General features: G+C 59.7%; 19 protein-coding genes. 11 read left to right on the plus strand and 8 right to left on the minus strand.

What is annotated here, in order from left to right; genetic code table 11:
- Position 1: 1 nt before the first annotated feature.
- Both ACO9S2_RS16400 and ACO9S2_RS16405 read left to right on the plus strand, forming a co-directional pair.
- On the plus strand, positions 2-682 hold the full coding sequence (locus ACO9S2_RS16400) for a septal ring lytic transglycosylase RlpA family protein (protein WP_423723478.1): 681 nt from the start codon (positions 2-4) through the stop codon (positions 680-682).
- 285 nt (positions 683-967) lie between these two features.
- Positions 968-2,248, plus strand: coding sequence for a hemolysin family protein (locus ACO9S2_RS16405; RefSeq protein WP_423723479.1), 1,281 nt, complete (start codon positions 968-970; stop codon positions 2,246-2,248).
- Positions 2,249-2,254: 6 nt separating this feature from the next.
- Here the strand turns inward: ACO9S2_RS16405 and ligA are convergent, their stop codons facing one another.
- The 3 genes from ligA to ACO9S2_RS16420 are packed head-to-tail and all read right to left on the minus strand — an operon-like array spanning position 2,255 to position 7,175.
- Positions 2,255-4,315 (minus strand): NAD-dependent DNA ligase LigA, encoded by a 2,061-nt coding sequence (gene ligA, locus ACO9S2_RS16410; RefSeq protein ID WP_423723480.1) that lies wholly within the window; start codon positions 4,313-4,315, stop codon positions 2,255-2,257.
- Positions 4,293-6,218, minus strand: coding sequence for a hypothetical protein (locus ACO9S2_RS16415; protein WP_423723481.1), 1,926 nt, complete (start codon positions 6,216-6,218; stop codon positions 4,293-4,295). Before ACO9S2_RS16415 ends, ligA begins: the two co-directional genes overlap by 23 nt.
- Positions 6,219-7,175, minus strand: coding sequence for an AAA family ATPase (locus ACO9S2_RS16420; RefSeq protein ID WP_423723482.1), 957 nt, complete (start codon positions 7,173-7,175; stop codon positions 6,219-6,221).
- A gap of 237 nt (positions 7,176-7,412) precedes the next feature.
- Between ACO9S2_RS16420 and ACO9S2_RS16425 the strand changes: the two genes are divergently transcribed.
- The 9 genes from ACO9S2_RS16425 (at position 7,413) to trpA (ending at position 15,117) form a co-directional block, all read left to right on the plus strand.
- Positions 7,413-8,063 (plus strand): LysM peptidoglycan-binding domain-containing protein, encoded by a 651-nt coding sequence (locus ACO9S2_RS16425; protein ID WP_423723483.1) that lies wholly within the window; start codon positions 7,413-7,415, stop codon positions 8,061-8,063.
- A 14-nt stretch (positions 8,064-8,077) separates the two neighbouring features.
- Entirely contained in the window at positions 8,078-9,574 is a 1,497-nt protein-coding gene (gene trpE / locus ACO9S2_RS16430; protein WP_423723484.1) for an anthranilate synthase component I, read from the plus strand.
- An 87-nt stretch (positions 9,575-9,661) separates the two neighbouring features.
- Positions 9,662-10,225 carry an anthranilate synthase component II gene (locus ACO9S2_RS16435; protein WP_423723485.1) on the plus strand — a complete coding sequence of 188 codons (564 nt, stop codon included), beginning with the start codon at positions 9,662-9,664 and terminating at the stop codon, positions 10,223-10,225.
- Between the two features lie 23 nt (positions 10,226-10,248).
- Positions 10,249-11,268 carry an anthranilate phosphoribosyltransferase gene (gene trpD / locus ACO9S2_RS16440; protein WP_423723486.1) on the plus strand — a complete coding sequence of 340 codons (1,020 nt, stop codon included), beginning with the start codon at positions 10,249-10,251 and terminating at the stop codon, positions 11,266-11,268.
- On the plus strand, positions 11,265-12,074 hold the full coding sequence (gene trpC / locus ACO9S2_RS16445) for an indole-3-glycerol phosphate synthase TrpC (protein ID WP_423723487.1): 810 nt from the start codon (positions 11,265-11,267) through the stop codon (positions 12,072-12,074). Before trpD ends, trpC begins: the two co-directional genes overlap by 4 nt.
- A gap of 26 nt (positions 12,075-12,100) precedes the next feature.
- Positions 12,101-12,412, plus strand: a complete 312-nt coding sequence (locus ACO9S2_RS16450; protein WP_423723489.1) for a hypothetical protein — start codon at positions 12,101-12,103, stop codon at positions 12,410-12,412.
- Positions 12,409-13,059, plus strand: a complete 651-nt coding sequence (locus tag ACO9S2_RS16455; protein ID WP_423723522.1) for a phosphoribosylanthranilate isomerase — start codon at positions 12,409-12,411, stop codon at positions 13,057-13,059. Before ACO9S2_RS16450 ends, ACO9S2_RS16455 begins: the two co-directional genes overlap by 4 nt.
- Before the next feature lie 52 nt (positions 13,060-13,111).
- A complete protein-coding gene (gene trpB / locus ACO9S2_RS16460) occupies positions 13,112-14,305 on the plus strand; it encodes a tryptophan synthase subunit beta (RefSeq protein ID WP_423723491.1) in 1,194 nt (397 codons plus the stop codon).
- Positions 14,302-15,117, plus strand: coding sequence for a tryptophan synthase subunit alpha (gene trpA, locus ACO9S2_RS16465; RefSeq protein WP_423723492.1), 816 nt, complete (start codon positions 14,302-14,304; stop codon positions 15,115-15,117). Before trpB ends, trpA begins: the two co-directional genes overlap by 4 nt.
- A 77-nt stretch (positions 15,118-15,194) precedes the next feature.
- On the opposite strand, the gene ACO9S2_RS16470 is transcribed toward trpA, so the two are convergent.
- From ACO9S2_RS16470 to lysS, 5 genes are all read right to left on the minus strand, one after another.
- Positions 15,195-15,812, minus strand: a complete 618-nt coding sequence (locus ACO9S2_RS16470) for a hypothetical protein (protein WP_423723493.1) — start codon at positions 15,810-15,812, stop codon at positions 15,195-15,197.
- Between the two features lie 22 nt (positions 15,813-15,834).
- Positions 15,835-16,935: a conjugal transfer protein TraF gene (gene traF / locus ACO9S2_RS16475; RefSeq protein WP_423723494.1), complete on the minus strand. Its 1,101-nt coding sequence runs from the start codon at positions 16,933-16,935 to the stop codon at positions 15,835-15,837.
- A gap of 78 nt (positions 16,936-17,013) precedes the next feature.
- The gene (locus ACO9S2_RS16480; RefSeq protein ID WP_423723496.1) at positions 17,014-17,724 is read right to left on the minus strand and encodes an ABC transporter ATP-binding protein; all 711 of its coding nucleotides are present in this window, start codon (positions 17,722-17,724) and stop codon (positions 17,014-17,016) included.
- A complete protein-coding gene (locus ACO9S2_RS16485) occupies positions 17,721-18,992 on the minus strand; it encodes a lipoprotein-releasing ABC transporter permease subunit (protein WP_423723523.1) in 1,272 nt (423 codons plus the stop codon). The genes ACO9S2_RS16480 and ACO9S2_RS16485 overlap by 4 nt, the downstream gene beginning before the upstream one ends.
- Positions 18,993-19,004: 12 nt before the next feature.
- Positions 19,005-20,486, minus strand: coding sequence for a lysine--tRNA ligase (lysS, locus tag ACO9S2_RS16490; protein WP_423723497.1), 1,482 nt, complete (start codon positions 20,484-20,486; stop codon positions 19,005-19,007).
- Position 20,487: the final 1 nt, after the last annotated feature.

Consider the following 20,487-nt stretch of genomic DNA (forward strand, 5'->3'; position numbering starts at 1 on the left):
GATGAGGGCCATCCAGCCCATTCGACGATATTCCGCTGCTCGAATCCTTTTCGTTCTGGTGCTCTGTTCGCTTCTGCAGTCCTGCCGGACGCAAGCTCCTCCCGTCGAACGATTTCCTGGCTATCCCATTGGATTTGTTGAGCGAGGGACTGCCTCCTGGTATGGGCCGGGATTTGACGGAAACAAGACGGCAAACGGCGAACGGTATGACATGCACAAACTGACGGCCGCCCACCGGACGCTTCCCTTGGGATCCGTGGCTGTCGTGCGCTCCTTAACCTCCAACCGGCAAGTAACCGTTCGAATCAATGACCGGGGCCCATTTGCCAAAGGGCGGGTGCTGGATCTGTCCTTAGCCGGGGCACGAGCCATCGGGATGATCGGGAACGGGACTGACCAGATCGAGTTGCGCGTGGTGGGGTATACCGGCAGACCTGAGGGTATGGGGGTCTTGCGGGTTCAAGTCGGGTCTTTTGCCGATCTACAGAATGCCCGAGGGTTGTTTGATCGTGTCAGGACGCTGTATCCGGGTGGGCGGATTACGCAGGTTGATTTGCCTGACGGGCGGCGATACCGGGTGCAGGTAGGGCAGTTTTTGACCGAATCCCAGGCTCAGGCCGCATCGGCCCGCCTCGACGCCGATTATGATCTCCAGTCTTTCGTGATACGGGACGATGGGTAATGTCAAAGTGCTCCTTATCTCCTATCTCCTCCGTCCGGAGTGCCTCCACAGGTCCAGAGATGGATCGTTATGGAACTGATTGATTATTCTGCATCTTTTTCAGAATGACTTGCCCTGGGCAAGCTCCTATGATACATGTTGTGCTCAATGAGAATGATTTCCTCAACATGGTCCATCTCGTTTGATCGCACCTTCACGGGGATAACCGGTTCTATCAGGCCGGGCCGTACTCCTCATCTATCTGGGCGAGCCATTGTGGCTCGCCGTTTCTAATCAAAGGCCGTCATGGATATCCTCATCCTCTTGGGATTGATTGGATTATCTGCTGTTATTTCAACGGCTGAGATAGGATTCTTTGCGGTCAATGAAACCCGCCTCAGGGCCATTGCCAAGAACGGCGATAAACGGGCAGCTATGGCGCTTGAGCTCAGGAGCGATCCCCAGAAGCTCTTGTCCACCATCCTGGTCGGAGACCGGCTGGTGGGGACGGCCATCCCGATGTTTGCCACCTTCATTACATTAAATGCCTACGGGGGAAAGACCTCGTTTGACGAAGCCATTGCCGTGACGGTGGGAGTCCTGACGTTTGTCCTCCTCGTGTCGGTTGACGTGATTCCCAAGACTTTGGCCGCCAAGTTTGCTGTGCCGGTCACGCTGAATATGGCTTACCCCGTGTACGGCGTTCAGCTGATGCTGAGACCCCTGTTGTTTGTGATGGTCCCTCTGATCCATAAGTTGACCGGGGGCAAGGGCCTCACCCTTCCGCTGGTGACCGAGGAAGAGCTCAAGATCATGCTCGACGAGGGTGGCAGAGTGGGCCAGATCGAATCCGAAGAAGTGAAGATGATTAAGAACGTCTTTCAGCTCAAAGATATTACGGCCGAAGATGCCATGACGCCGCGCATCTATGTGTTCTCATTAGACGGGAGCCTGCAGCTCAAAGAGGCGCAGGAACTGCTCTATAACTCGAAATATTCTCGCATTCCGGTTTATGACGGCACGCTCGACAACATCACCGGGATTCTTTACAAGACGAAGGCGCTCACGGAACTGGCCAAGGGGCGTATGGACGTCAAACTGAAAGATATCGCGCATCCTGCGCTCTTCGTGCCGGCCGGCAAGACCGCCGACGACCTGATGAAACAGTTTCAGCAGGAAAAGCGTCATATGGGCATCGTCGTGAACGAGTTCGGCGGGGTGATGGGATTGGTGACGCTGGAGGATCTCCTGGAGGAAGTAGTCGGCGAAATCGTGGATGAGACCGACATTACCGAGGAGCTCATCAAGCGTATCGGCAAGAATCAGATTCTGGTTCACGGTCGAACCGAGGTGCGGAAGGTCAATGATTTCTTCAAGGTCGATTTGGGAGATGAAGCCTTGACCATCGGCGGGCTGATTCAAGGCGAACTGGGCCGCATTCCCAAAGCCGGGGAGGAGCTGCATATCGGCCATTGCCGGCTGGTGGTGCACGAGGCCGATCCGCGCTCGATTCGCAGCGTGAACATCTATAAGGAAGAAAAAACCCCGGTCTCTGTCGAAGCGCCTAGCCTGAATCCTGTCAGCTAATCTCTCCTAGGGATTCACCAACTCAGTAAACTCCTGCTCCGTGAGAACCCGAATGGTCAGCTTGTGAGCCTGGTCGAGTTTCGACCCGGGATCACGGCCTGCGACCACAAATGAGGTGTGTTTGCTGACGCTGGAGGTCACGGTTCCGCCTTGTTGTTCGACCAGCCGCTTCGCGTCATCGCGGCTGTAGCGATCGAGCCCGCCAGTAAAGACAAACGTTTTCCCCGCCAACGGGAGGAATGCCGCCGGAGCGCTCGTCTGCCGTTCTTCGATGACCATGCCGAGCGACCGGAGTTGATCGATCACGCGGCGATTCGACTCCTCCCGAAAATAGGAGACGAGGCTGGCGGAAATTTCCGGTCCGATTTCCTTGACGGACCGGAGGCGCGCCTCATCGGCATTCATGATGGCATCGAGAGAACCGAATTCTCTGGCCAGGACCTTGGCGATATGTTGACCGACCTGCCTGATTCCCAGCCCCATCAAGAAACGATCCAGCGCAACGGTTTTGCTCGCTTGAATGGCCTCCAGCAACAGCGAAGTCGATTTCTCCGCAAACCCCTCAAGTGGCATCAAGTGATCGCGGGTCAGGCGATAGAGATCGGCCAGACTGCCGACCAGTCCATGGTCCACAAGCTGCGCGACGGTCTTTTTTCCGAGCCCCTCGATATTGAGCGCCTGCTTGGAGGCGAAATGTTCGATCGCGCCTTTTAGTTGCGCGACGCATCCGGCCTGGCCCGTGCAATAGTAATAGGCTCCTTCGCGTCCCACCGCCGATCCGCACACCGGACAGTGATCCGGCATCGAAAACGGCTCGGAACGGGATTCGCCGGGAACCGGGATGCGCTCGGCAATGGCCGGGATGACATCGCCGGCCCGTTCCACCTTGACGGTGTCGCCCACACGAATATCTTTTCTGGCGACTTCATCGGCATTGTGCAATGTCGCCCGGCTGATTGTGACGCCGCCGACTTCGACCGGCCGGAGGAGAGCGACCGGAGTGAGTGTGCCCGTGCGTCCGACCGAGACGACGATATCCTGCACCACCGTGATTTCCTTGCGCGGGGCGAACTTGAAGGCGATCGCCCAGCGGGGGCTGCGGGACTTGAAGCCCAGTTGCTCCTGCCAGTCCCGACGATTCACTTTCACGACCAGGCCGTCGATTTCATAGGGCAGGTCGTCGCGCACCTCTTCGGTCTCACGGTGGAACGCGATGACCTCCTCGATGGTTCGGCATCGACGCCGGTGGCTGGGAATGGGAAGTCCCCAATCGGCCAGTGCATCGAGCTCTTCCCAGTGGGATGTCGGAGGCTGAGCGGATACCGCCATGGCTTCGTAACAGGTGATCACCAAGGGACGACTCGCGGTGATATGCGAGTCGAGTTGCCGGAGAGACCCCGCCGCGGCGTTGCGCGGATTGGCAAAGGCCTCTTCCCCTCGTTCCGTGATCGCCCGGTTCAGCGCGTGGAAATCTTCGAGCTTCATATAGACTTCGCCGCGGACGGCCAGATGGGCAGGGGGAGAAGAGTCGCTGCGCAGGTGAAGGGGAAGGGAGCGGATCGTCCGGAGGTTGATCGTCACATCCTCGCCGGTGGTTCCGTCGCCCCTGGTGGAGCCGCGGACCAAGCGGCCCCGCTCATAGACCAGCTCGACGGAGAGGCCGTCGAATTTCGGTTCGACCGTGTACTCCACCTGATCCGTTTCAAGCTCCCGTTTCATCCGTTGATCGAATGCCAGCACATCGGACGGATCGACGATGGAATCAAGGCTGAGCATCGGCCGTTCGTGACGGACCTTGCCCAGTTCCGCGAGGGGCATGCCCCCCACCCGCTGGGTCGGGGAATCAGCAGTTAGGAGATCGGGGTGAGCCGATTCAAGGTCGCATAACTCTTTGAAGAGACGGTCGTACTCGGCGTCGGAAATCTCTGGCCGGTCTTTGACGTAGTACAGGTAATCGTGATGCCGGATTTTCTGTCGCAGCCATTCGATCCGCTCCTGTGGAGAAGAACGGGCGCCGTCGGATGTTGGCGGATCAGGCGGCAGGTTATCGAATAAATCGTGCGGCATAGCTTCTGATCTCGTGGCCATTCAACACATGAAAGCGACGGAGTCGGTCAAGGGTCTGGCTTGAAAACCTGGTGAGCGGCAGCGTGACGAGCCTGCGGCCGTATTGCCGGGCGATCCAGCGCCAGCGGGCGCGCGGCGGAATGGGCGAGACGATGGCGATATGAGGCTCGCGCGTATGTGCCGCTCCGGCAGCAATCAATCGTTCTTCCAGTGTGGTCGCGAAGGCCAGGTTGGGATCGCTCCAGATGTCCGGTATCGGGCGTGGGGGAAAGAGAAACAGCGCGCCTCCGTATCGTGACTGGCCGATGCCAGGGCCAACCATGTCATCCGCAAACGGGGTGGCGTAAAAACACAGGGTCGATTCTTCCTGATGCTCGGCAAACCACGTGGCTTGCCAGGAGTAGGTCTGAGGATCGGCCGGCGTATCGAAGAGAAAGATGACGACTTCCACATTGCCGCGTGCCGGCGGAACCTCACGTACATAGAGATCCATGTGTGGCAATGAGCCGACGTTCGTGCCGAGCGTTCCGCCTGTCGGGCGTCGCCCGCCGAGCCATCGGCGCAGGCTCTCCCGGAGGTCGAGCCCGTCCTTCATGGACGTCGTGAATTTTTCCGTCTTGGCCAGGTCGGCGCCGATCAGGGCGCGGGCCTGCTCCCGGACATGGGTATTGAAGCTCTCGATCTTCTGGTCTTCCGGTGGCCAGGAACATTGGCGCTGCGGATTCCAGAGATAGGACCATTTGCGACTGGTTCTCCGGTCCGGCTTCGGCCGCAAGGAGAGCGATTTCCAGACGAGTGGGGCACCCGGCAAACGATTCTTTGCCACAGCCAATGTCCCGCCTGGCAATTCCATCTGGTCAATGCCGACCGTGACCGATTCAAGGCGGGACCAGTCTTCCTGTACTTGATAGCCATAATCCTTCGCCGTTTTGAGCAACATGACGGCAAAATCGTCTCCCGCTGTCTGCTTCGCCGCAACCACCAAAGAATAGAGGGATGGGGTGAGCCGCCGCTCCAGCAGAGTCAGGTTCCGTACATACTGGAGGAGGGCTTGGAGGATCTGCGGCGTGACCCAATCGGGAATCGACGCGCCTTCTGCGCGATGCTGCTCGATCCATCGCGTCCGCGTTTCGATGAGCAGCTCTTTCACTCCGTCGATGGCCAGGTTCCAATCCGACCGGACTTCAGCCCGGCGGCGTTCATATAATTCTGTCAGAAACGGCAGTTCGCCCAGCACAAAGTAGAGGGAATCCCGGTTTACCGCACAGCGCACCGGTCGTTCATAAATCGGCTCCGGTACATCATACGGTGCGCGGGCTTGATACGAAGCCCGCAGCCACGGCCAATCGGTGAAGTGGCAGAGACACAAAATCGACTCATGATCGAGTTCCAGCTCGTGCAACCGGAAGGCCATCCAGGCGACACGCTTGGCCTGTTGTGAGCCGGCGAGAGGGGCGGTCAGGGATGGGAGTGTGGCTGCCGCCAGCGCAGGGAGCGACACCGACTTCACGGCATAGGGGTCGGGGCCTGCAAATGGTGTGGGCTCAAATCGCTCGACTTCGCGATCGATATAGGCGCGCGCAATCCCTTCACCCATCGCGACCCGGATACCCATGATGACGGCCTGGCAGGGATCGACGGGGACGAAGCTGACGGTCGTGTTTTCGTCCCGGTTGGGCTCCGGCAGGATAACCAGGCTGATTTGCGGGAGACGGGTGACCGCCTGTTCGACGGAGTCTTCCAGCGACGGCGGGAGCGGCACGGCCAGACAGTCGTAGTGTTTGCCGATCAGTGTTTCCCGGACTTCCTGCGCGATATCGCCGCTCCCATGGAGAACCGGCAGTACATCGATCCTGGGCGAGAGGCTGAGAACGCGCGCTTCGCTCGGCGTGAAACGAGCCATTCAACGCCCCGGGTGTAGAGGGTCGTCTTCTTCAAAGAAGAAATCGCCCAGGCCTTTGGGAAACGAGTGCGCGCCCATGGCACGGGCTCTTCGCCGCGACTGATCTTCCAGGTTGAGGGAGTCCGGTCCCAGCACTTTCACCAGGGCCTCCTGCCACAGCCGATCGAGCGCGACCGGGTGGGCCGGGTCCTGCGCCAGCCGCTTGACCGCATATTGAATCAGGTGGAGCCCGTCCCTGACCGAGTATTCCAGATTGAGCTGGTGGGCCTCCTGCAGAAAACTCACGGCGAGGGTCAAGACTTCGTCCGCGGCGAAGGGGAGATGATAGCGCAGGATCGCCATCTCGTCTTCCCGCGAGGGAAATCCCAGCCCAAGCGTGGGCTGGAGCCGGGAGAGAATATAGTCGGGGACTTCATAGGTAGAGGCGTCCTCATTCATCGTCACGCAACAGCGAAAATGCTCGTGCGCTTGAATGAGAATGCCGGCGATGATCGACTCCACGCAGCGCCGGTGATCCAGGAGCGGCGCGAGCGACGCCCAGCTCTTTTCATTCATCCGGTTGCCTTCATCAAGGACGCAGATGCTTCCCGTCAGCACGGCCGTGACGAGCGGGGACGCGTGATAGGCGATTGTGCCCGATTCCGCCAGGACCGGCGTAATCAGGAGATCTTCCGGCCTCGTATCAGCGGTGCATTGAAAGACGTAGAGGTCTTGTTTGCGTTCCTTCGCGCCGGACATGGCCAGGGTCGTCTTGCCGATCCCCGGCGGGCCGGTAATGCGGGGCGAGAGCGGCAGATCGCGGGGATCCACCATCAACCAGCAGGCCAGGAGTTGCTGCAACGGCTCACGGCTTCCGATCCATTCCTGCAGGGACGTCATCGGTTGAGCCAGGTGAAGGGTGATCCCCTGGACGACCATGGTTCTGGCCGGGGATGCGGACGGGCGTTGTTCCATCATGGGCGAGGGACTCTTGGTTAGATAATCGGTATCGAGCGGACGGTAGCATAGCGATCCGGGAGGGTCAAACCCCCTTGAGGGGTCCAATTCGCTTTGACTTTCACAGCGTTGGACCGTATTCTTAAGAGTCCCGGCGACTGCAATATGGTCAAAGGCACGTTGTGTCAGGGTGAGCGATCTTCCGGTGAATGCCGGAGGACGCGCAGGCGGCGCACGATGAACAGGGAGGGTTTGCGAGTGGACGATCAGAGACCCAAAATGGTGGCAATGGGCCTGGCAGTGGTGTGCACCGCGCTGCTCTTGAGCGGGTGCGTCGTGCTGGAGGAAAAGTATAACGCGGAAAAGACCAGAAGCTTGAATTTTCAGCGGCTGCTGGCGCAGGAAGAGAAGCGGACGGCGGAGCTGGATAGCGAAGTCAAACGGACGAAGAAGGAATTGGCGGAATTCGAAGCCCGCAACCGCGAACTCACGGCGCAGGTCCAGTCCGCACGGGAACAGATGGCGCGGATGCAGGAAGAGATGGATGCAGTCAGAGAGTCCGCCCTATTAGAACGGAAGGCCATGGAAGACATGCGGAAAATGCCCGCGGCGCCGTCGGGCAAAGTCAAGAAGCCGGAGGCTGTGGCGTCCGTTCCTCACGAGACGGATCTTACGGCGCCTGACCCGACGAAGGATGTGTCCGGCTTGTTCAACCTCACGGAGACGGCGAAGCCCGGCACAAAATCCGCTGCGGCGACCGGCACCACCATCCATGTGGTGAAGCCGGGAGAAACGCTCTTCCGGATCAGCCGCCGCTACGGAGTCGAGGTCGAAAAGATCAAGAAATGGAATAAGCTGCCGGATGACATCATTGAAGTCGGGCAGAAACTGATCGTTGGAATGGAGTAATACACCGGTTTCCCATGCCCACACCGACCTATTCTCTCAGCTTGGATGAGTTCCGGGTTTATGCGAAGGAGGGGAACCTCATTCCGCTGTACCGGGAAATCCTGGCGGACCATGAAACGCCGGTCTCCGCCTTTGCGAAGATCGATCATGGCCCGTCCGCCTATCTCTTGGAGAGTGTGCAGGGCGGAGAGAAGTGGGCCCGCTATTCCTTCCTCGGGAGCGGCTCCCCGATCGTGATGGTGGAAGATCGAGGCGATCTCGTCATCAAGAAGGGCACACGGAGCCGTCGCATCGCCTGCAAGGGTGCGCCGCTCGATCGGTTGCGGGAGTTCATGGAGACCTATCGGCCGGTCACGGTCACGGGGCTGCCGCGCTTCGTCGGCGGGGCGGTGGGCTACCTGGGCTACGATATGGTCAAGACGTTCGAGGATCTGGCCTTTCGGCGGAAGGACAGCCTGAATCTGCCCGAGTTCGCCTTTTTGCTGACGGATACCCTGCTGATTTTCGACAACGTCGCCCAGAAAATTAAAGTCGTGGCCAACGCCCATGTGAAATCCGCGTCGGAGCGGGGCATTCGTCAAGCCTACCGTGATGCGACGACGCGGATCGAGCGCATGATTACCCGGTTGCGGCGACCATTGAGGCGGAAAGCTCCGAAGCGACGCCGCACGCCGATCACGTTTACGCCGAACATGAGCAAGGCCGACTTTGAAAAGATGGTCAGCCGGACTCAGGAATACATCAAGGCCGGGGATATTTTTCAGTGTGTCTTGTCGCAACGGTGGGAGACCAATCTGCATGCGCCGCCGTTTCAGCTCTATCGCGCGTTGCGGGTCGTGAATCCGTCCCCCTATATGTACTACCTCCGGATCGCCGGGGTGGAGCTGGTCGGATCGTCGCCGGAAATTCTCGTGCGCTGCGAAGACGGCCTCGTGTCGGTTCGTCCGATTGCCGGCACCAGGCGGCGCGGGGCGACCGCCGAGGAAGATGAACAGTTAGAGCGCCGGCTGCTGGCCGACACGAAAGAACGGGCCGAACATATCATGCTCGTGGACCTCGGCCGGAACGATGTCGGGCGTGTGGCGGAGAGTGGATCGGTGAAGGTCGAGTCGCTCATGAATGTCGAGCGGTATTCGCACGTGATGCACATCGTCTCCAATGTCACGGGTCGGTTGGCTCCGTCCAAATCCGTCTATGATGTCCTGCGGGCCTGCTTTCCCGCAGGCACGGTCTCGGGCGCGCCGAAAATCAGGGCCATGGAGATCATCGAGGAGCTGGAGCCGACGAGGCGCGGCCCCTATGCCGGTGCGGTGGGGTACGTCAGCTTTTCCGGCAATATGGACATGTGCATCAACATACGGACCGTCGTCGTCTCCAAACATCGCGCCTTCATTCAAGCCGGAGCGGGCATCGTCGCGGATTCGAACCCCGAGCACGAGTATGAGGAAACCTGCAATAAAGCGCGGGCGATGATGAAGGCCATCGAGCTGGCCGAGCGGGGGTTGGAATAAAAAGGGTGAGCAGTGACGAGTGACCGGTGAAGAGTTCGATCCGGAGATCGCTCATCACACATCACACATCACAGTTCACGGGTTGCCATGCTGTTAATGATCGACAACTACGACTCCTTTACCTATAACCTCGTCCAGTATTTCGGCGAGCTGGGTGAAGATGTGCGTGTCTACCGGAACGACAAGATTTCGCTGCAGCAGATCGAGGACCTGCACCCGAGCCGGATCGTCATTTCCCCCGGTCCCTGCACCCCGAAGGAAGCGGGCGTGTCCGTCGAGACCATCCGGCAGTTCGCCGGACGACTGCCGATGCTGGGGGTCTGTCTCGGCCACCAATCGCTGGCCGTGGCGTTCGGCGGGGAAGTCATTCGCGCGCAGCGATTGATGCACGGCAAAACCTCCATGATCTCGCACGACGGGAAAACCATCTATCACGGCCTGCCGAATCCCTTTGAGGCGACGCGTTATCACTCTTTGTTGGTGAATCCCCTCAACCTCCCGGATTGTCTGGAAGTGTCGGCCAGGACGGCCGAAGGCGAGATCATGGGATTGCGCCACCGGACGCTCGGAGTGGAGGGGGTCCAGTTCCACCCGGAATCGATTCTGACCAAGGCCGGCAAAGACCTCCTGAGGAATTTCCTGAAACTCTAGCCTCTCCGGATCTCACGGCTCACATGATCAAAGACGCCCTGTCCAAATTGGCGGATCGCACGGACCTTTCCGAAAAGGAAGCGGAAGAGGTCATGTCCGAAATCATGGAGGGGGCGGCCACGCCCGCCCAGATCGCCGCCTATCTCATGGGACTCCGGCAGAAGGGTGAAACCGTCGATGAAATCGCCGGCTCAGCCCGCGCCATGCGCGCCCGCGCGACGAGGATCCGCGTCGGCAGCGCGATCGTCGTCGATACCTGCGGAACGGGCGGGGACGGGGCCCATACGTTCAACATCTCGACGACCGCGGCGTTCGTAGCGGCCGGAGCCGGACTTACTGTGGCCAAACACGGCAACCGATCCGTGTCCTCAAAATCGGGGAGCGCAGATGTTCTGAGCGCGCTCGGCGTGAAAATCGATCTGTCGCCGGACCGTGTCGCGGATTGCGTGAACGAAGTCGGGATCGGATTTCTCTTCGCGCCCCTGTTCCATGGGGCCATGAAACACTGTGCTGCCCCGAGGCAGGAGATGGGGATTCGCACGCTTTTGAATGTGCTGGGGCCGCTGACCAATCCGGCCGGCGCGACGCATCAAGTGATAGGTGTCTATGACGCGAAGTTGACCGAAGTGCTGGCGAAGGTATTGCTGCAGTTGGGGTCTCAGCATTGTTTTGTGCTGCACGGCATGGACGGGCTCGACGAACTGACCCTCTGCGAGCGGACGAAGGTCTCCGAAGGCAAAGGCGGCGTGGTGTCGAATTATTTTGTCGCGCCCGAGGAATTCGATCTCCCCCGGGTTCCGAAAAGGGACATCGCGGGCGGAGGCCCGGAGGAAAACGCCCGCATCACGCGGGAGATTCTGCAAGGGAAGAAGGGGCCCCAGCGCGACATCGCCGTCCTCAACGCGGCCGCCGCGATCGTGGCGGGGCAGAAGGCCAGAACGCTAAAAGACGGCGTGAGGGTCGCGGTGGAGTCGCTCGATTCGGGAGCGGCAGCCGAAAAACTCGACCGGCTGGTGACATTCACACAGAAGGCGGCAGGATGATTCTCGACCGGATCCTCGAACACAAAAAGGCGGAGTTGCGGCACAAACAGAGCCGCGGTTATCTGGCAGACTTGAAATCCGTCATTCGGGACATGGCATCCCCGTTAGGATTTGCTGTGACGCTCGATGCCACCAGGACCGCTCAGAGTCCGGCCTTGATCGCGGAAGTGAAAAAGGCCTCGCCGAGCCTGGGCCTGCTCAGGCCGGAGTTCGCCGACAAATTCGATTATCTCGGTATTGCACGGACCTATCATGAGCATGGCGCGTCGGCCTTGTCGGTCCTGACCGACAAGGAGTTCTTTCAGGGTGACCTCACATATCTCGCCGAGATCAAGAAGGCTGTTCCGATGCCCGCGCTCGATAAGGAATTCATGGTCGGCGATATTCAATTCTACGAGGCCCGGGCGCATGGCGCCGACGCGGTGCTCTTGATTGTGGCCGCACTGGAAAAGCGCCAGCTCATCGATTTCCATGCGCTGGCCACCGAGTTAAAGATGGACGTGCTGTTCGAAACCCATCATGAGCGGGAGCTCGATACGGTGCTGGAATGGATCCCGACCGCCAGGATGATTGGAATTAACAACCGCGACTTGAAGACGTTTTCCACCGATCTCGGCGTGACGTTCCGGCTGGCAAAACGGATTCCTTCGGACAAGATCATCGTGAGCGAAAGCGGCATCCATAAGCGGGAAGATGTTGTGCAACTTCTGGAAGCCGGCGTCCATGCCATGCTGGTCGGGGAATCCTTGATCAAGGCCCAGAGCATAGAGAAACAGATCGAGACCCTTCGAGGAACTGCGGTTTGAAATCCTTGTCCATGAAAGGGGGACAGATGCGTGTACCTGCTCTGGCCGTCGTGGTCAGCATTTTCATGATGCTAGGATGCGCCTCGTCGTACGACAAAGCATTCCGTACCTGGGACAGCTGGATTGGATCGGGCAAGGACGACCGAGTGAAAGACCTGGGGATTCCCACTCGCTGCCATGCGTTCACGAAGGGAGGAGAGGCCTGTGAGTGGCCAGTCCGCTGGTCGCCGGATGCGACCGGCACCATGACCTTGCAATTCGACCAGAAGGGGCTGCTGTGCCACTGGACCTATAGAGACAGGTTCGGGGATCGCCCCAGCCAGAGTCAGTGTCCCTGAGGAAGAAAGGCCCGGTTCTTGTGCGAATCAAAATTTGCGGGATTACCAACGACGAGGACGCCCGGGTGGCGGTCGAAGCGGGGGCCGACGCCCTGGGATTCATCATGTACCGGAAGAGTCCGCGCTATGTCGACGCGGTGACGGCCAAGCGGATTATTGCCACGCTTCCTCCGTTCGTCGTGCCGGTGGGCGTCTTCGTCAATGAAGAGGCGAAAGTTGTCCGTGATCTGATGGACAGTTGCGGGTTCGGGCTCGCGCAGTTACACGGCGATGAGCCGGCCACATACTGCCAGGATCTTGGGCGTCCCGCCATGAAAGCGGTGCGCCTCAAGGACCGGGGAACCTTTCTGGCTCTGGCGGAATTCCACGGACGGGCGAATGTCAGAGGCTTCGTCCTCGATGCCTTTTCCGACCAAGCCTATGGCGGGACGGGACAAACGGTGGATTGGAGCCTTGCGGCGGAGGTCGCCCGGTCGTCGCCCGTGCTGCTAGCCGGAGGACTGACCCCGGGCAATGTCGCGGAAGCGATCCGGCAGGTCCGCCCCTATGGAGTCGATGTCAGCAGCGGGGTAGAAACGAGCCCCGGGAAAAAGGATCACGCAAAGGTGCAGGCCTTCATTCAGGCCGCAAAACTTGTGTCCGTCTGATGGTCCCGTCTATACTCGGCGAGTTGATTCGGGGAAAGGATTGACTTCTACCATGACCACAGTGCCAGACAGCCATGGACGCTTCGGCCCCTATGGAGGCCGCTACGTTCCTGAAACGCTTATGCCCGCGCTGCTAGAATTGGAGCGGGAGTATGCCTCAGCCAAGAAGGATCGGCGATTTCAGAAGGAACTCGCCTATTATCTGAAACAGTATGTCGGGCGGCCCACGTCGCTGTACCAGGCCGAACGGCTCGGCCGGAAGCTCGGCGGAGCCAAGATCTATCTCAAGCGGGAAGACCTCTGCCATACCGGCGCGCACAAGATCAACAACGCCATCGGCCAGGTGCTGCTTGCCATGCGCATGAAGAAGCCTCGGATCATCGCCGAGACCGGCGCAGGTCAGCATGGCGTCGCCACCGCGACCGCCGCCGCCATGTTCGGGCTGCAATGCGAAATTTATATGGGCACCGAAGACATGCAGCGGCAGGCGCTGAACGTATTTCGCATGCGCCTCCTCGGAGCGAAGGTGACGGGGGTGGATGCCGGCAGCCGCACATTGAAAGATGCCATCAGCGAGGCGATGCGCGACTGGACGACGAACGTCCGTACCACCCACTACATTCTGGGATCGGTGCTCGGGGCCCATCCCTATCCCATGATGATCCGCGATTTTCAGGCCATTATCGGCCGGGAGGCCCGGAAGCAGATTCTGGCGGCGGAAGGCAGATTGCCGGACTATCTCGTGGCCTGTGTGGGCGGAGGGAGCAACTCCATCGGGCTCTTTCACGCCTTCTTGAAGGACAAGAAAGTCAAAATGGTGGGGGTTGAGGCAGGCGGCACCGGCATAGAAAGCGGAAAGCACGCCGCCCGTTTTTCAGGCGGAAAGCCTGGCGTGCTCCAGGGCACGATGACCTATCTGTTGCAAGACGAAGACGGGCAGATCAATCTGACCCACTCCGTCTCCGCCGGGCTGGATTATGCCGCCGTCGGACCGGAGCACAGCCTGTACCACGACATGAAACGGGTGGAGTACACCTATGCGACGGACGATGAGGCCCTCGCGGCCTTCGATCTGCTGGCGACCGAAGAAGGGATCGTGCCGGCTCTCGAAAGCGCCCATGCCATTGCCCATGTCGTGAAGCTTGCGCCGAGACTCAAGAAATCGAACATCATCATTGCCAACTTGTCCGGGCGCGGGGATAAGGATGTCCAACAGGTGGCGAGAATGCGTGGAGTGACGTTATGACGGGGCGGATTGAAACGACTTTCCAGCGTCTTCAGCAGAGAGGGGAGAAAGCCCTTATCGCCTATTTGATGGCGGGTGATCCCACTCTGGCCGACACCGAACCGTTGGTGCTGGAGATCGAGAAGGCCGGCGCCGATATCATCGAACTGGGCGTCCCGTTTTCCGACCCGATCGCCGACGGACCGGTGATTCAACTGGCGGCCGAACGGGCGTTGCGGAGCGGGACGTCGCTGCGGAAGATCCTGCCCATGGTCAAATCGTTGCGGACCAGAACCCAGGTGCCGATCGTGCTCATGGTCTATTACAATTCGATTCACGCGATGGGTCTTGAGTCCTTTTGTCGGGAGGCATCGGCGGCGGGCGTCGATGGGCTGATCGTGCCGGATATGCCGCCGGATGAAGCGGGGCCGTTGAAAGGTCCGGCCGCGGCAGCGGGGCTTCGCCTCGTGTTTCTTCTCGCGCCCACCAGCACTCCTGATCGGCGAAATTATGTGGCGAAGGAGTCCCAAGGGTTTCTGTATTATGTGTCGCTGACCGGCATCACCGGCGCGCAGATTCAGAATATGGCTGAAGTCGGGCAGAATGTCGCGAAGATCAAGAAAGTCACGAGGACGCCGGTTGCCGTCGGATTCGGCGTTTCAACTCCTGAGGATGCCGCCAGAGTTTCCGCGATGGCCGACGGGGTGATCGTCGGCAGCGCGATCGTGAAACAGATCGCCGCCCGCCAGCAGGATCCGGATATGCCGGAGAAGGTCGGACTCTTTGTCGGTTCCCTGAAGGCCGCCATGCAACAGGCCCGTCCCGCAAGATAACCCTCAACCACCCTTCAGCTGTCCGGTTTTCCGGCTGCTCGCGAACTGATCAGATTGTTCTGACACGGGAGGTGTCGCTAGCGCTTCTGGCCGATGGCGGTGGGCGGCATGTACTTGACCATCTCGTCCGTCAGTTCCGCCGCCACCTCTTTCAGGTTGGGTCGATTGAAGATGTAGCCGCTTGATTTTTCATGGCGGGCCTTCCAAATGGTCGCGCCGGTGGTGGCGTCAACCAGGCGCAATGTCAGTCCCACCCGTCCGACATTGTTACCGGCCTTTCCCGCATACTCCCAGGCATTGATGCGGAGGACAAGGAACGCCTCGACATTCATCGCTTTCCCCAGCTTGATCGCAGTCTCCCTGTCGGATTGACCGGTCATCTCCAGACGGGAGAAATAGAAGACGAGCGTATCAAACGCTTCCTTTGAACTTTGAAAAATATCCGCGACTTGCTCCGCATGGACAACGCGCTCAATTCTTCCTGCCTTGACCAATGAAACCGCCAGGACTTCCTGGATATCCTCCCGGGCATTGTCGTACTGACTCGCCATCGGGGGCAGTGCCGCGATCGATTGTGGACGGAAGACCTTCGCGCCCGGTCCTTCCCAGGTTTCCAAAAGCCCGCCGGCGCATCCGGTGAGGGACACGAGGAGAACCGTCATTGCCGCGACACACCAATCTTTCAAGAATCTCATGTTCGACACTATACCATGATAATTAGAAGGTAAGGGAGAGTGAGCCGGAGCCCAGGACTCCGCCTTCCTTAAAGTCATACCCGGCGCCGAAGTCCATCTGGAAGGCAAAAATCCGCAGGCCGAACCCGGCGGTGGGGGTGACGTTCGAAGCCGCATCCGCCACGTTCTTATAGGCGCCCAGGCGTAGCGAGAGCAAATCCGAGAAGAGCGTTTGCTCGGCGCCGAGGCTCAAGACCTGGCTTTTCACGTTCGGCACCAGAGTGGAGTTGGAAAGAATATCCCCGTCGAAGGTAATCGTCAGCGAAGAATAGGGGTTGACCGCCACACCCCCGCGGTACTGCGGACTGATCTTGAATTGTTCCCCGTTGGGCGCGTCGAAGGTGGGCGACGTGAGATCCTTTGCCACCACGCCGAGGCGCAGCCAGTCGGTCGGTTTATACAGAGCGCCGACGTCGATCCCGAAGCCGGTGGAAATTTTCGCTTCCCCGAAATGGTCCGACAAGGTCACATCCTGGCCGTTCGTAAGGGTGGCCAGTCCGGTATAGGCGGCGCCCTGGATCAGTTTTCCGCTCACGCCGATGGAAAAGGTTTTGTCCGCGAAGGCATAGGCATAGGAGAACACGGCTTGTCTCGCTTCAAGTCCCCGCATCGCGAGCTGCCCGGTCACCGTGGCGCCGGTCGCTTGAAATGGTTGATTCGGGTAGGAGCCGGCCCAGGCGACATCGGAAATATTGAACCCGAACGCGTGGTTACCGGCATGCCCTTTGATGTAGAGGCCCGCCGAGCCGTTCACTGAAGCGGACTGGCCGTTGATCTGGGTGGCATAAGTCTGCGCGTCCGCCGGCGCACAGGAACTGCAGTCTTCGATGTTGCGAAACGTATCGACCGCTCCGTTTCTGGCGACTCCCTGGGCCGTGACCTGCATCCGGATATCCACCGTCTGGGTCATCGCGAGCCCCGCCGGATTCCAATAGGTCGCCAGAGAGTCTGTCGTCACGGCCACGCCGGCGCCGCCCATACCGGCCGCGCGCGGACCCACGATCGAAAATTCCATCGCCAATACCTGAGTGGGCACGAGCGCCAAAACCGTCAGGCCGAGCACACGCACAAGTAACTGCTTCATGGTCTTACCCCGCGATACAGCGCACACGGATATCCTGATGGATGCCAGTCTAGGTATCTCATCCACGTCCGTCAAGACTCAGACGATCATCCCGTCCTGCATGTGAACGATGCGGTCGGACTGGGCGGAGAGCTTGTCGTTATGGGTGACGATGACGAAGGTCGTCCCGCGGGACCGGTTCAAGTCCCGCAGCAGCCCGAAGAGGGCATCGCCGGTGTGGGTGTCGAGATTGCCGGTCGGCTCATCGGCCAGCACAAGGTCGGGCTTCTGCAAGAGCGCCCGGGCCACGGCGACCCGCTGCTGTTCGCCGCCGGAGAGTTCGCCCGGCTTATGATGCAGCCGCTGTCCCAGCCCCACCTCTTCCAGCAGCGTCGTGGCTTCCTGTTCCACTTCCTCAATGGAGCGCCGTTGAATGAGGGCCGGCATGCAGGCATTTTCCAGCGCGGTGAACTCCGGCAGCAGGTGATGAAACTGGAAGACGAAGCCGATGCGGCGGTTGCGGAACTCGGCCTGCTGCGCTTCGGATAACTGAAAGAGATCCTGATCGTTAAAGTAGACGGTGCCTTTCGTCGGCCGGTCGAGCATCCCCATAATATGCAGCATCGTGCTCTTGCCGGCCCCCGACGCGCCGATCACCGCCACCATTTGGCCGCGAGGGATCTCCAGATCGATGCCTTTGAGGACGGTGAGTTCACGCTGCCCCATGACGAAGGACTTGTGGAGATCCGCAATGCGAATCATCGCAGGGGAGGCGCCGGCTCCGGATGCAGTCGTGGGGTTGTCGCTCATTCGTACCGTAGGGCCGCAACCGGTTCGAGTTTGGCCGCCTGGAGCGAGGGATAGACCGTGGCGGCGAAGCTGATGAGAATGGCGGAACCGGCGACGAGCAGGACATCGAGCGCCTGCACGTGGACCGGGATTCTGGAGATGTAATAGACCGTCGGATCGAAGGTCCAGAATGTCTGGATGAGCCAGAGAAAGGCATAGCCCAGGGGAATGCCGATCGCGGTCCCTGAAAATCCGATGATCAACCCGTTCAACATGAAGATGCGCCGGATGCTTTTCCGCGTCGCGCCCATGGCTTTCAGAATCGCGATCTCCTTCTGCTTCTCCGTGACGATCATCGTCAGGGTACTGACGATATTGAAGGACGCCACGATGGTGATCAACACCAGCAGCAGGAACATCATCGTCTTTTCGAGCTTGAGCGCCGAAAAGAGATTCCGGTTCATCTGCATCCAATCGCGGGCGCCGTAGGCGAAGCCGAGCGAGCCTTCGATAGTCTGCGCGATCTCGTTGGCGCGGAACACGTCGGTCACTTTGACCTCGATGCCGCTGACGGTCGCCCCCATATTAAAGAACTTCTGGGCTTCGGCCAGGTCGATGTAGGCGAGGGAGGAGTCGTATTCGTACATGCCCGAATGGAACAGGCCTACGACCGCGAAGGTGCGGATTTTCGGCACCATGCCCATTGCGCTGATCGGGCCGACGGGAGACACCACGTTGACCGTGTCGCCCACGAAAACGCCCAGCCGCATCGCCAGTTCCTTGCCCAGGATGATTCCCGGCTTCTCCGTTTCCACAGGGGGACCGGTAGGATCGTCAGCGGGCGGCTGCGTCACTTTCACGGGCTTGCTGAGATCGGAGAGTTCCCCGGTTCCCAGATTCTTGGCGAGTTCCGTCACCTTGCCTTCGCGGTGCGGATCGATCCCGCGGAGCACGATGCCCTGCACGCCGTTCGGCGTCGTCAGCAGGACCTGCTTCAAGACAAAGGGGGTCGCCGCCACCACCTCCGGCACTTCCTGAATCCGCTCCGTCGTCGGATTGTAGTCGGCCATGCCGTCCTTGATCCGGTCCTGCACGATAATATGGGCGGTGGTCCCCAGAATCTTGGCCTGAATGTCTTCCTTGAAGCCGGTCATGATGCCGACCGTGCCGATCAGGGCCGCGACACCCAACGTGATGCCGGCGATGGACACGAACGTGTTGAGCGAGATCGTCCGGTTGCGCCGCTTGGCGCGCAGGTACCGCAGGCCGACAAAGATTTCATAGGGCATTCCCATTGCCGGCTACTTCTCCGGTCTCAATTGGGGGAAGAGCACCACGTCGCGGATCGAGGCCTGGTTCGTAAAGAGCATGATCAGGCGATCGATTCCGATCCCTTCGCCCGCCGTCGGGGGCATCCCGAATTCCAGGGCCCGCAGGAAGTCTTCGTCGACCAGATGCGCCTCTTCGTCGCCGGCTTCGCGTTGCGCCGCCTGTCCCTCGAAGCGTTCCCGCTGATCGAGCGGGTCGTTCAACTCGGAGAAGGCGTTCGCGATTTCGCGCCCGGCGATATACAGTTCGAACCGGTCGGTGAGCGACGGGTTGGAGTCTTTCCGCCGCGCGAGGGGAGAGATCTCGATGGGATAATCCGTAATGAACGTCGGCTGAATCAGATTCGGTTCGACGGTTTCCTCGAAGATTTCGTTCACGATATTGAAGAGAGTCGCGTTCGGATCGATCTGAATGCCCAGGGCCTTCGCTGCCGCCGCGGCTTTGTCACGGTCTTGCAGGACCGAGGGATCCAGCTTATTCACCTCCAGAATTGATTGGTGATAAGACCAGCGCCGCCAAGGGGGCGTGAGGGTGATGTCCTTGCCCTGGTAGTCGATCACAGTCCTGCCGAGGATCTGCTGGGCCAGAGTCGAAACCAGTTCTTCGGTCAGAATGATCAGATCCTGATAGTCGGCGTAGGAGACGTAGAACTCCAGCATCGTGAATTCCGGATTGTGAATCGTCGAGATGCCTTCGTTCCGGAAGTTCCGGTTGATTTCGAATACGCGCGGGAAGCCGCCGACGATCAGCCGCTTGAGGTAGAGTTCCGGCGCGATACGGAGATAGAGATCGACGCCCAGCGCGTTGTGATGCGTCACGAACGGTTTTGCGGTCGCACCGCCCGGGATCGGATGCATCATCGGCGTTTCGACTTCGAGGAACCCGCGCTCGATCAGGAAGGCCCGGATGCCGGCAATGATCCGGCTTCTCGTGGCGAAAATGCCGTGCACGTCCGGATTGGCGATCAGGTCCACGTAACGCTGCCGATACCGGGTCTCGACATCCGTGAGCCCGTGCCACTTTTCCGGCAGCGGGCGCAGGGCCTTGCTGAGGAACGTGAGTTCGCGGACTTCGACGGTAAACTCGTTGGTTTTTGTGCGGAAGAGCGTGCCGGTCACCCCGATCCAGTCGCCGAGATCGAGCTGCTCCGTCACCATATAGGCCTGTTCACTCAGCAGATCTTTCTTGAGGTAGACCTGCAACCGGTCCGAGCCGTCCTGCAACACCGCAAATCCGGCTTTGCCGAACCGCCGCAGCGCGACCACGCGGCCGGCGAAGGTGCAGCCGACCTTTTCCTGCTCCAGAACCTCTTTAGTTTTCTCGCCGTGCAGTTTGATGAGCTGCCCGGCCCGATCCTTCACTTCAAACCTGGTGCCGTAGGGCGCCACGCCGGCCGTCCGCAGTTGCTCAGCCTTCTTGATGCGTTGCTGTCGCTGTTCGTTCAGTTCATCCATG

Origin of the sequence: Nitrospira sp. NS4 (genome assembly GCF_049546785.1) — a bacterium.
GTDB lineage: Bacteria > Nitrospirota > Nitrospiria > Nitrospirales > Nitrospiraceae > Nitrospira_D.